This is a genomic window from Streptomyces sp. NPDC046909, assembly GCF_040644695.1.
GTDB lineage: Bacteria > Actinomycetota > Actinomycetes > Streptomycetales > Streptomycetaceae > Streptomyces.
In genome coordinates this window covers 645,098-656,969 of record NZ_JBEYXC010000005.1, presented here as the reverse complement: position 1 = coordinate 656,969, position 11,872 = coordinate 645,098, and the positions used below count along the sequence as shown (strand labels likewise).

At 68.4% G+C, this 11,872-nt stretch carries 10 protein-coding genes and 1 pseudogene; 5 read left to right on the top strand and 6 right to left on the bottom strand.

All coding sequences use genetic code 11. From position 1 onward, the window contains the following. Positions 1-132: 132 nt before the first annotated feature. A complete protein-coding gene (locus ABZ928_RS20040; protein ID WP_361520359.1) occupies positions 133-1,008 on the bottom strand; it encodes an NAD(P)-dependent oxidoreductase in 876 nt (291 codons plus the stop codon). Positions 1,009-1,296: 288 nt separating this feature from the next. Here ABZ928_RS20040 and ABZ928_RS20035 point away from each other — a divergent pair, with 288 nt between their 5' ends. From ABZ928_RS20035 to ABZ928_RS20025, 3 genes are all read left to right on the top strand, one after another. Then, entirely contained in the window at positions 1,297-1,428 is a 132-nt protein-coding gene (locus ABZ928_RS20035) for a hypothetical protein (RefSeq protein WP_361520357.1), read from the top strand. Positions 1,429-1,679: 251 nt separating this feature from the next. Further along, on the top strand, positions 1,680-2,945 hold the full coding sequence (locus ABZ928_RS20030) for a low temperature requirement protein A (protein ID WP_361520354.1): 1,266 nt from the start codon (positions 1,680-1,682) through the stop codon (positions 2,943-2,945). A gap of 384 nt (positions 2,946-3,329) precedes the next feature. Then, complete coding sequence (locus ABZ928_RS20025; protein ID WP_361520351.1) at positions 3,330-3,782, top strand: ATP-binding protein; 453 nt, start codon at positions 3,330-3,332, stop codon at positions 3,780-3,782. 111 nt (positions 3,783-3,893) lie between these two features. Here the strand turns inward: ABZ928_RS20025 and ABZ928_RS20020 are convergent, their stop codons facing one another. Further along, positions 3,894-5,372, bottom strand: a complete 1,479-nt coding sequence (locus tag ABZ928_RS20020; protein WP_361520348.1) for an aldehyde dehydrogenase — start codon at positions 5,370-5,372, stop codon at positions 3,894-3,896. Between the two features lie 302 nt (positions 5,373-5,674). On the opposite strand from ABZ928_RS20020, the gene ABZ928_RS20015 reads away from it, so the two are divergent. Continuing rightward, the gene (locus ABZ928_RS20015) at positions 5,675-6,217 is read left to right on the top strand and encodes an NAD(P)H-dependent oxidoreductase (protein WP_361520345.1); all 543 of its coding nucleotides are present in this window, start codon (positions 5,675-5,677) and stop codon (positions 6,215-6,217) included. 144 nt (positions 6,218-6,361) lie between these two features. On the opposite strand, the gene ABZ928_RS20010 is transcribed toward ABZ928_RS20015, so the two are convergent. Genes ABZ928_RS20010 through ABZ928_RS20000 form a run of 3 tightly spaced genes read right to left on the bottom strand, consistent with a single transcriptional unit; the run spans position 6,362 to position 9,584 of the window. Then, positions 6,362-7,291, bottom strand: a complete 930-nt coding sequence (locus ABZ928_RS20010; RefSeq protein ID WP_361520342.1) for a hydroxymethylglutaryl-CoA lyase — start codon at positions 7,289-7,291, stop codon at positions 6,362-6,364. Between the two features lie 22 nt (positions 7,292-7,313). Then, positions 7,314-8,546, bottom strand: coding sequence for a CoA transferase (locus tag ABZ928_RS20005; protein WP_361520339.1), 1,233 nt, complete (start codon positions 8,544-8,546; stop codon positions 7,314-7,316). A 54-nt stretch (positions 8,547-8,600) separates the two neighbouring features. Continuing rightward, positions 8,601-9,584, bottom strand: coding sequence for an AraC family transcriptional regulator (locus ABZ928_RS20000; protein ID WP_361520336.1), 984 nt, complete (start codon positions 9,582-9,584; stop codon positions 8,601-8,603). Between the two features lie 284 nt (positions 9,585-9,868). Here ABZ928_RS20000 and ABZ928_RS19995 point away from each other — a divergent pair, with 284 nt between their 5' ends. Beyond that, entirely contained in the window at positions 9,869-10,870 is a 1,002-nt protein-coding gene (locus ABZ928_RS19995) for an AraC family transcriptional regulator (RefSeq protein ID WP_361520333.1), read from the top strand. Positions 10,871-10,895: 25 nt separating this feature from the next. On the opposite strand, the pseudogene ABZ928_RS19990 reads toward ABZ928_RS19995, so the two are convergent. Further along, positions 10,896-11,849: pseudogene (locus ABZ928_RS19990) on the bottom strand (RNA polymerase sigma factor); the annotation flags it as partial. Positions 11,850-11,872: the final 23 nt, after the last annotated feature.

Here is an 11,872-nt window from a genome sequence, read left to right as displayed (position 1 = left end):
CGAAGCGCCCGTACGGAAGCACCAGGAAAAGACCGCCAGCGCATCCGAAAAGTCGGGGCCGCCCTCCGCAAACGACATGACTCATGGAGCCCAGGACCGGCGTCGGACTGCCCCGGCGCGCCATCCCGCCGATCAGCTCTCCTCCGTGGCGGGGACGTAGTCACGCCAGCTGTACGTGGGGGCGTAACCAAGGACACGGCGAGCCTTGTCACTGGACAGAAGGGACTGGTGGCCGGGCAGCGGGCGCCGCACCTCGACGCCGGGGAACACCCGCGCTGCCAGCTCCTTCGTAGGCGTCTGCATGACGGTGTCTGCGCTGGCGATGACGAAAACGTCCACGCCGGTGGCCTCGTGTCCCAGAGCCAGCCGAATGGCCTGAGCGCCGTCGCGGGCGTCGATGTACGACCAAAGGTTCCACTTCCGCAGCTCGGGCTCGGCCTGGAAGTCCGGGAACCGGGAGTAGTCGCTTTCCTCCATGACGTTGGAGAACCGCAGCCCGATCATCTTCATCTCAGGTTCCCAGCGGCAGAACTGGGCGGCGATGTGCTCTTCCACGCTCTTGGCCAGGGAGTAGACCGTCTCCGGACGGGCCGGGTACTCCTCGTCGACCGGAAGGTACGGCGGCGGCGTCTCGAACGGGATACCCAACAGGGTTTCGCTGGAGGCCCACACCAGGTTGCGCACACCGGCCGTGCGCGCGGCGGAGAAGACGTTGTACGCGCAGAGGGTGTTGTTGGCGAAGGTGGTCGCATTAGGGGCCACGCCGGGACCAGGGATCGCCGCCAGGTGCACTACCGCATCCACACCCGCATGGCGGTCGTCGACCGCGGTCAGTGCCTCCACGGTCTGCCCGAAGTCGGTCAGGTCCACGCGGATGAACGGACACAGCGACTCGGCCGGCTGGTTCGTGTCGAGCGCCATGACCTCCCAGCCGTGCGCGAGCATCTCCCTGACGGCGGCGCGGCCGAGCTTTCCGCTCGCCCCTGTCACCGCAACACGCTGAGCCATAGCCGATCACTGTTCCCTTGCTGCTTTTCCGTGAGATCGAACGGTGCCCGCCGTGGGGCGGGTCGCACCCGTTGACCGAGATGTCAGCCGGCCTGGGCTATGGACAGGATGGTGCCCTGCCGAGGTTCACCCGGGGCGGCGGAGCGGCAGGGGCTCCCCCGGCCGCCACATCCAGCACACCAGGCCCGCACGCCTGTCATGTGGGGCGTAGCTGACCCTGCTCAGGCTGGTACTGGCAGGGCCAGTTTGGAGGTTTGAAGCGCGCGTAAGTGCACTCAGAATGAGGCCATGCACCGTAGCAAGGAGATCGCGGACTTCCTGCGCGCCCAGTGCGCCGCGATCACTCCCCAACAGGCCTGGTCATCCCGGGAGATGACGCACCCGTCATCGCCCAGGCCTGCACCGAAGCGCCAGGCCTGACCGCACAGCTTGTAGTCCACCTGAGGGGCAGCGCCCGCCGGGCGGAAGCGGTACCGGCAGGACTCGCCTTATCCATGAGGTCTTCGTCTTCGCCCTGACGTGTCTGGGCGAAGAGCGGGAGTCCCCTCCTCGGCTGCCTCTGCTTCATGCGTTGAGGCGCACCGGTGCCACCGGTCCCCTCGTCATTTGCGCTTCCCATTCCCCCCACTGTCGCGATCCGATCCCCCCACCAGCCACGAAGGAGGCGAAACGTGACCCGCTTGCATCTGCGGCACACCACTGACGAGCAGGCCGACGCCCGCCGACTCCCCGCACCTGGTGCGCTGGACGGCGCGATCTTCCGCCTGAGGCCCAAGGGCGCGATCGCCGCACGTGCCGCGGATGAGCACCACCGCGCCTCCACGCCGCTGGAGCTCTTCTTCGACCTCTGCTTCGTGATCGCAGTCGGACAGGCCGGGCACGAACTGGCGAAGGCGATCCAGACCGGGCATGTCGCGCACGGGATAGCCGCGTATCTCTCGGCGTTCTTCACCGTTTGGTGGCCCTGGAACAACTACTCATGGTTCGCCTCAGCCTTCGATCCGGACGACGTCCCGTTCCGGCTCGCCACCTTGGCGCAGATCGCCGGGTCGCTCGTGATCGCCGCCGGGGTGCCGCGCTTGTTCGAGCACCGCGACTACACGGTCGCCGTCATCGGGTACGTCATCGTCCGGCTGGCCTTCGCGTCGCAGTGGATCCGCGTGTACCGGGACAACCCGGACTTGCGCGGGCTCGCGGTGCGCTGGGGCGGCGGCGTGCTCGCGGTCCAACTGCTATGGGTCCTGCTGCAGCTGGTGCACTCGAGCACCGAATACAAGGTCGGATATGCCGTGTTGGTCGCCGTCGAACTGGCGGTGCCCTACTGGGCCGCGAAGACCGGGCGGCTGTCGTACCATCCGCATCACATCGCCGAGCGGTACGGCCTGTTCACACTGATCGTGCTCGGCGAGACCGTCTTGGCAGCCACGGTCGCGTTCCAGGAGGCGGCGACCGGGCACGAGAACGTCGGGGAGCTGGTGCTGCTCGCGCTCGGCGGGCTCCTGATCGTCTTCGCGGCCTGGTGGATCTACTTCGCGCACAAGGTCGGGGACCTGCTGGCCACTCAGTCGTCGCCGTTCCCGTGGGGCTACGGGCACTACCTCGTGTTCGGCTCGGCCGCGGCGATCGGCGCGGGGGCCCAGGTCTCCGCCGCGTTCACCACCGGGCGCGTGGAGATCTCGGCACGGCTCGCCGCTGCCGGCGTGACCGTGCCGACGGCGATCTTCCTGTTCGTGGTCTGGATCCTGCAGGGGCGGCATTTCAAGAAGGGTCCGGCTCAGGCGATCATGCCGGGTGCGGCCGTGGCCGTGCTGCTGTGCACGTTCGCGGACAGCTATGCCGTGTTCCTGGCAGGGCTCTGCTGCGTTGTCGCGGTGAGCCTGGGCGAGTACGGGCAACGGCGCGGATTCTCTGGACTCGAGCCGTCACCGGAAAGCTGAGGACGTTTCGCGGATGCGACACTCTTCGATCGGCGCGTTCTCGTCGACGACGGCCCGCCGGGCGGTCAAGTCCCAGGCCGAGATGGCGATCAGCTCGGTGGGCAGCAGCCGTGGATGTCGCAGAGCGCGGGCGGCACCGGCGCGACAGATGTTCGGGGGTGCCGGAGACCAGGCGGTGGACCTACAGGAGGGGCATCCGCTCGGTGGCGGAGACGCAGGTGTAGATCATCTTCTGCGATGCACGGGGCTGTCGTTTTGCGGATGCTGCGGTGACAGGCGGATAGCGAGGGCGGCCCCCGCGGCATACGTTCCATGCAAGGTCGGACAGGTGGCTCGCGGAAGTGACGAGTCGCCCCGGCCGACCAAGGCCAAGGCAGTGACATCATGAGTTCAGCAACCACGGCAAAGCTGGTCGGCACGGATCAGGCTCTGTCCACGAGCAGTGAGTGCATCTGGCCCCTGCTGCCCGTCTCCGACGCCGTCAGCGCGATCCGCAGGCAGGTACAGGCCCGCCTTGCCGCCTGGGGGTTTCCCCCCGAGACCGTCGATGACGCCGCGCTGGTGGTCTCGGAGCTGGCCACCAACGTGCTCGTCCACGCCCGTCCTCCTGCCGATGTCGGGTTGTCCTGGACCTGGTCGGAGGGGCGGCGCCGGGTGGTGCACATCGAGGTCACCGACTCGGGCCCGGCCCTGAGGTCCCGCCGGCACTCCCACCGTCTCCCCATCGAGGAGTACGGCCGCGGCACGGGCATCGTCGCCGCCCTGTCCGCACGGCGTGGCACCCGAGCCAGTAGTGCGGCCAGGGTCACTCGGTGGGCTGACCTGCCCGCAGTATGAACTCGAGGCTCATCTTCTCCCACCACATCGTCGCCCGCCTGGTGTGAGACCAGGCGGGCGGCCGCCCTCACGGCGAAAACCCTCGTTCCGCAGGTGGCGCCTTGCGCCGTGTCAGCCGAGGGTGAAGGGGTCGCGGGTGCCCCCGGTCAGCTCCACCCAGACCGACTTGTTCTCGGTGTACTCCTCGATGGCGGCGAGACCGTTCTCGCGGCCGAGACCGGAATCGCCGTATCCGCCGAACGGCACGCTCGGCGCGACGACCCGGTAGGCATTGATCCACACGGTTCCGGCCCGGAGCCGGGCGGCGACCCGGTGGGCTCGGTGCACATCCTTGGTCCAAATGGCGCCGGCGAGACCGTAGGGCGTGTCGTTGGCGAGCGTGAGTGCCTGCGTCTCGTCGGTGAAGGTGTAGGCGGACAGGACGGGACCGAACACCTCCTCGCGGACAACGGTCGACTCCGGGCTCACCCCGGTCAGCACGGTGGGTTTGACGAAGTAGCCGCCCAGGGAGGAGTCGGCCGTCCCGCCGTAGGCCACGGTGGCGCCCTCGGCCTGGGCGGTGCGCAGGTAGTGCACGACCTTCTCGTACTGCGGCGCGTTGGCGACGGGTCCCATCTCGGTCGCCGGGTCCTGTGGGTCGCCCAGCCGGATCCGGGCGGCACGCCGGGCGACCAGGTCCACGAGTTCGTCATGGACCGACTCGTGCACGATCAGCCGGGATCCAGCCATGCAGGTCTGGCCCGTCGCCGCGAACACGCCGGCCACGATCCCGTTGGCCGCCGCACTCAGGTCCGCGTCGGGGAAGACGATCTGCGGTGACTTGCCGCCGAGTTCGAGAGTGACCCGGTTGAGGTTCTGCGCCGCGGCCGTGGCGACGGCTCGGCCAGTGGCCGTGGAACCGGTGAAGGCCACCTTGTCCACACCCGGGTGACCGGCCAGGGCCTCGCCCGTCTCCCGCGACAGGCCGGAGACCACGTTCATCACCCCGGGCGGGAAGCCCGCCTGTTCGAAGAGTTCCGCGAACGCCAGGGTGGAGGCGGGGGAATGCTCGGACGGCTTGACAACCACGGTGCAGCCCGCGGCCAGTGCCGGCGCCAGTTTCCAAGTCAGCAGCATCAGCGGCGAGTTCCACGGCGTGATCATCGCGACCACGCCGACCGGCTCACGCCGGGTGTAGACGAGGTAGTCGGGGTTGGGCGTCGGGATCTGCTTGCCTTCGATCTTGTCGGCCAGCCCGGCGTAGTAGTGGTACCAGCCTCCCAAGGCCGTCAACTGCCCGATCATCTCCCGGTAGAGCTTGCCCGAGTCGTTGACCTCGAACCGGGCCAGCCGCTCGGCGTTCTCACCGATCAGGTCGCCCAGTCGTCGCAGGAGGGCTGCCCGGGCGAACCCGGTCACGTCGCCCCACTCCCCCTCGAGAGCGGCCCGCGCGGCCCGGACCGCCGCATCGACGTCCTGCGGCCCTCCGTCCGGCACCACGGCCCACGGCCGACCGGTGTACGGATTCTGCGACTCGAAGGTCCGACCGGAGATCGCGTCGGCCGCCTTGCCACCGATGAGCATCCGGAATTGTTCCAGCCCTGCCGTCATGTGCCCGTCCTCCTCGACGCCGGTGTTCCACTGGGTGCGGTGATGGCGGGCCGCTCCCGGTGGAGGACGACGCTATGAGCATGGGGATCGGCGGGCTATCCGGTTTGTGCCGCCGACATCCCCAAGACGACCTGTGCCGGTCTGTCGTCCCTCGAAAGGCATCAGCCCTGTCGTTTTACGGACGTCTCCGTGCCCCTGTGCGGATATCAACACACGATGGGTGTCCCTAGGCTGCAGCGTGTCCTTGCTGACGCATACACGGCCACTGAGGCCGTGCGATCACCGACAAGGAGGAGACGCCGATGACGAGTGTGCTCGGCCTGGTCGGCGGCCCTGCCCCAGGCGGGCGGACCTGTGCCGCCGTGTCCGGTGTGCTGGCCGGTGCGACGAATGCGGGCGCCATGACGTCGCTGGTGGAACTGAGTGAGACAAGCTCCGAGCAGGTGACGGCCGCGATCGAGGCGGCGGATGCCGTGGTGTTCGGCAGCCCGGTCTACCGCGCCACCTACAGCGCGCTCCTGAAGCAGGTGCTGGAAACAACCGAGCGTGGCATGTGGGGGGAAACGAGCGCCCCGCTGCGAGGCAAGGCCGCAGCCGTCGTACTCACCGGCGCAAGCGGACATCATTTCCTCGCCCAGAACGACCTGCGCAACGTGCTGGCCGGCTTCTTCGCCGTCCAGGTCCTGTCCCCCGGGCTCTACCTGGACCAGGCCGGCTTCCTCGACCGCACCACTCTCGCACCGGACAGTGCCGCCCTTGCCGCCGCCCACGGAGCTGCGCTGACCGCCCTGGCGGCGGCCGTTCGCGGTTCCAAGGCGCTGAGCGCGCTCACCCCGCAGGTCTGATCCCTCCCCCACCCACAAGCAGCGCCGCCGGCCTTTGTCCGTAGCTGTCCTTGCCCTTCCTGCCCGCGGACGAGGGTCGGCGGCGCTTCTGCTCTCAGTGCGGCTGCCGGCCCGCCATGTGGTGGGCCGGCAGCCGCTGCGCGGTCAGTCGGTTCGGCGGGGGCGGGGCTGCAGTCGCCCGCCGGCTCGGTAGAGGTTGCTGGAGAGTGCGTGGCCCACCGCTCGCTCGGCCACGGCAGCGGCCTCAAGGACCCGGTCGAGGTCGATCCCCGTGGAGACACCGGACTCCTCCAGCAGGTAGACGACCTCCTCGGTAGCGATGTTGCCGCTGGCTCCGGGGGCGAAGGGGCATCCCCCCAGCCCTCCGACGGAGGCGTCGATCTGCGTGACGCCGATCTGGGCGGCGGCCAGCACACAGGCCAGGCCCGCCCCGCGTGTGTTGTGGAAGTGCACCCCGACGTCTCTGCCCGGGCAGGCAGCTCGGACGGCCTCGACGAGTTCGACGACGCGGCCGGGCGTGGTCGTGCCGATCGTGTCTCCCAGGCAGAGCCGGTCCGCGCCGAGGTCGACCGCCTTGCGGGCGATGTCCACCACGTGGTCGGCGGGTGTGCGCCCGTCGAAGGGGCAGTCCCAGGCCACGGCGATGATGGCCTCGCATGCTCCGCCCGCCTCGTGGGCCAGGGCGGCGATGTCAGCGACCGCGTCCACAGCCTGGGCGGAGGTCCGGCGGGCGTTGGCCAGGCTGTGTCCGTCGGACGCGGAGATGACGTACTCCAGTTCGGGCATCCCGGCCGCGACCGCGCGTCGCGCACCGCCGAGCCCGGCGACGAGAGCCGAGAAGTGGACGTCGGGCCACTGTTTGAGTTCGTCGACGACCTGTTCCGCGTCCGCCAGAGCCGGTACGGCCTTCGGAGAGACGAAGGAGGTGGCCTCCACCCTGCGGACGCCTGTTGCGACGACGGCACCGAGCAGTTCCAGCTTCTCCTCCAACGGGATCGGCTTCTCCAGCTGCAGGCCGTCACGCAGACCGACCTCGCGCAGGTCTACGGCGCGTGGCAAAGGCAGATACGGCATGGCGACTCCCTCAGGGGGTGGTTCAGATGACATGGGCGGCAGACAGGCGGTCCAGTTCGTCGGCCGGCAGTTTCAGCAGGTCGCTGTAGATTTCGGTGTTGTGCGTACCCGGCCGGGGTGGGCCGGCCCAGCGGACGCTTCCCGGTGTGCTGTCGAGCTTCGGGACGACGCCGGGTCCCAGTACGTCGGCGTCGACGCGTTCGTCGTGGTGCGCCACGAGCATGTCGCGGGCGCGGAACTGCTCGTCGGCAACCACGTCGGCGACGGTGCTGACCGGGCCGACCACCACGCCGGCCTCTTCGAGGATTTTGGTCAGGGCCGCGGCGTCGTGGCGGGCAGCCCATGCGGCGACGATGTCGTCGATCTCGTCCTGATGACGTCCCCGTGCAACGTGGGTGGCAAAACGGGGGTCGGCGGCGAGTTCGGGGCGTCCCATGGCCATGCAGAGCCGTTCGAAGACGGTGTCCTGATTCGCGGCGATGATCAGCCAGCGGTGGTCGGCGGAGCGGTACAGGTTGGACGGGGCGATGCCGTCCAGGCGGGTACCGGAGGGCGCGCGGACGAGGCCCGTGCGGTCGTAGTCGGGGATCGTGGATTCGAGGAGCGCGAGGCAGGACTCGGACAGGGCGATGTCGACCACCTGGCCGCGGCCGTGGTGGGGGCCGTGACGGTCGCGGGCCAGCAGCGCGGTCAGTACTCCTTGTGCGGCGAACATTCCGCCGAGTGAGTCGCCGACGGACAGAGCGATGCGCGGCGGCGGTCCTCCCGGAAAGCCGTTGAGGTGGCGCATGCCGCTGACGGCTTCGGCGACCGAGGCGTAGCCGGGACGGCGACTGTACGGACCGGTCTGGCCGTACCCGGATACACGGGCCAGCACCAGGCCGGGATTCCTTCTGCGTAGTTCGTCGTAGCCGAGCCCCCATTTTTCCAGAGTGCCGGGGCGGAAGCTCTCGACTACGGCGTCGGCCTTCTCCACCAGCTGCAGAAAGAGGTCCTGGCCGCGCGCCTGACGGAGGTCCAGGGTGATGCAGCGTTTGTTGCGCGCGTGCACCGTCCAGAAGAAGTGGTGTCCGTCCTGCTCGGCCTGGCCCCAGTCGCGCAAGGGGTCTGGGCGGTCCGGTGCCTCGATCTTGATGACGTCGGCACCGTGGTCGGCGAGCAGCCTGCCGCAGAACGGCCCGGCGATCAAAGTGCCGAGTTCCAGCACCCGGATACCGGTAAGGGCGGGAATAGGAGGATTGTCATGGAAAGACACGTCCTCGATGCTAGGAATGCCCACTGAGCCGGGCTATCCGCCCGGAGGCGATGACTATCCGCGAAACGGCGGCAGTGCCCAGGCCCGGGCCGTCCGTGTGCCGTTGCGGGCACGGCGCAGAACGCGGGAGGGGTGTTCGCCGTATTGCGCACGGTAGTCGGAGACGAAGCGGTCCAGGTGGGCGAAGCCCCAACGGCGGGCGATGGCGGTCATGGAGCCGTGGGAGGGGTCACCGGACCGGAGCTCGGCATGGGCTCTCCTGAGGCGCACACCACTGACGAAGCGCTCCGGGGTGATGCCGAGTTCCTCCTCGAACGCCATGCGCAGCGCTGACGCCTCAGTGGCCGTCACGGCGGCGAGTTCGGCCCCGTCGAGGGGACGCTCCGGATGGGCCTCGATGTACTCGACGGCTTCTTCCAGCTGGAACCGGCCTATGGGGCCCGCCGGTGCGGCCAGCTGCCCGCTGTAGGTGTTCTCGACGCTGAGCAGTACCTGCGTCAGCAGGTAGGACTCGAGCTGCTCGCACACCAGGTCACTGGGTGGATGGGGACTGTTCGCCTGTTCGGCCAGGAAGTTGGCCGCCAGGAGGAGCCCCATCCCGGCCGGGGCCGACAGGTCGACGGACAGGGCGAAACGCGGGGGTTCGGGCACGGCCTCGTGCAGCAGAGCCGAGAGGTGGTCCTTCAGCGTCCGCACCGGAATCTTGATCGCGAACTGTGCGGCATCCGCAGACCAACGCAGCGTGCTGTGCTCGGCAGGAGACAGGACCACGCCCTCGTGCAGGGCGACTGTCTGCGCCGAGGCCCGCCCCTGACGGACAGCGGTCCTGCCCCGCAGGGTGAGGTTGACGTGGAAGAAGTCGACCATGGGGGGCACAGCGAGTTCCGTTTCGGCTCCGTATGCCAGGTAGCCGAACGTGATACGCCGTCCGTCGGCCACATTGAGCCGGGCGTCGAGCTCGGCATCGGCGGAAAGACTGTGCGGAACATACGTATCGGACACGATGTGCTCGGCCTCGGCGACATCGTGTGTGCGCATGCGGCGGAACCGGTTCAAGGGCTCGGTCGGATCGGCTGCAACCACGGTAGGCGCTCCATCACAATCAGGTCTGGAGCTCGAATGTACTGAGCCGGAGCACGGGTCGCTATCCGGGTTGCGACACCTCTGCTGTCTGGATCCGGACTGTCGTTTGGCGGATAATTGGCGTTGTGTGCGGATGGCCGCAGCACCGCTCCTGACCTAGCGTGTCGGCTCACTGCGACGGAGCAGTCAAGCCGCTGAGGGCCTGATCCGCCGCACGGTACGAAGACCGGGAGGCTGCTATGGGGCTCGACGCAGACGAGAGGATGCCCACCCGTTCTCCCGTCCTCCTCACCCACGACCTCGGCGAGGCTCGCCAATACATCACGGACGTCTACATCCCGCATGACCTGAAGACCAGGGACGGGCACGAGCTGGACTTCAAGCTGCGCTATCTGGCCTCCGAGCGGCTCACCATCGGGCACCTGGTGTACGGCGCCGACGCCGAGCTCATCGTGCCGCCGATGACCGACTGCTATCACATGAACCTCACCCTGCACGGCCAGACAGTGGTCGCCCAGAAGCGTGCGCGGGCGTCGACCCAGGCGGGACAGAGCGGAGTTCTGTTCTCGCCGACAGACCCGTTCACCGTGCGGTGGAGCCCGGAAGCTGTGCAATATGCGATCAAGATTCCGCGGCGGTCCCTTGAAACCCACCTCAGCAAGCTGATCAATCGGCGGGTCGAGGATCCTGTGTCGTTCGACCTCGGATTCGACCTGACCTCGGGGGCCGGGCAGTCCCTGCTCTCGGCCGTGCATTTCCTGCGCAGCGAACTCCTCCGGCCCGGCGGCATCTCCACCATGCCCATGGCCCGCGACCAGTTGGAGTCGCTGGTCCTGACCCAGATTCTCGCCACGGTTCCGAACGACTACAGCAACCTGCTCCAGGCACCGGACCCACCGGCACGTCGCAACAAGATCCGGGCAGCCATCGAGTTGATCGAGGAACAGCCGGACGAGGGCCTGTGCCTGGCCGACCTGGCCGAGAGCGTGGGCTGCACCACGAGAGCACTGCAGCGAGGCTTCAAGGAAGTCGTGGGCATGTCGCCGACGGCCTATGTGCGGGCCGTGCGGCTGGAGCGCGTGCACCAGGATCTGATGACCGAAGCCGACCGGGCCTCTGTCACGGACATCGCGATGCGCTGGGGCTTCTTCCACCTCGGCCGGTTCGCCCAGCAGTACAAGGACCGGTTCGGGGTTCTGCCGTCGGAGACGGCACGCCGCGCACGGCTCTACGGCCCCTGACCTCTTCCGAGGCCGTGGTCGGCCGTCATTGGTCGTCGAGGTAGTCCCGCAGCATCTGGGAGCGGGACGGGTGACGGAGCTTGGTCATCGCCTTGGCCTCGATCTGGCGGATGCGTTCGCGGGTCACGCCGTAGACGTGCCCGATCTCCTCCAGGGTCCGTGGGCGGCCGTCGGTGAGTCCGTAGCGCAGGGAGATGATGCCGGCCTCGCGGGCGGTCATGCCGGTGAGCAGGTACCGGATGGTGTCCTGGAGGAAGAAGTGGGTGGCGGCCTCCCAGGGGGCGGGCGCGTCGGTGTCCTCGATGAGGTCACCGAACTCGCCGTCGCCCTCCTCGCCCAGGGCGGTGTGCAGGGAGACGGGCTCTTTGGTGTAGGCATCGAGTTCGATGAGCCGTTCCACCGGAATCTCCGCCTTCGCGGCGATCTCTTCCGGGGTCGGCACGGTGCTCATGCCCTGCATCAGCTCCCGGCGGGCCCGTGCCACACGGTTGATGACCTCCACGGTGTGGACGGGGATCCGGATGGTGCGGCTCTGATCGGCGAGAGCCCGGGTGACGGCCTGTTTGATCCACCAGGTGGCATAGGTGGAGAACTTGAAGCCCTTGGCGTAGTCGAACTTCTCCACTGCCCGGATGAGGCCGGCGTTGCCCTCCTGGACGAGGTCGAGGAAGTCCAGTCCCCTGCCGGTGAAGCGCTTGGCCACCGAGACGACCAGGCGGAGATTGGCCTCGGTGAGGTGGGCCTTGGCCCGGTGGCCGTCCTCAACGAGGACAGCCAGCTCTCCGCTGCGGTGCCGGGTCTGTGCCTCCGCCAGCAACTGCTCGGCGTAGAGACCGGCCTCGATGCGTTTGGCGAGGTCCACTTCCTGTTCCGCGGTGAGCAGCCGGACACGGGCGATGAGGCGAAGGTAGTCCTTGACGGGGTCGGTTGTGCCGCCGTGTCCCGACAGCTGTGGTCGGGGGCCGTCGGTGTCGTCGTCGTGCGGTGACGTCGTCTGCGCTG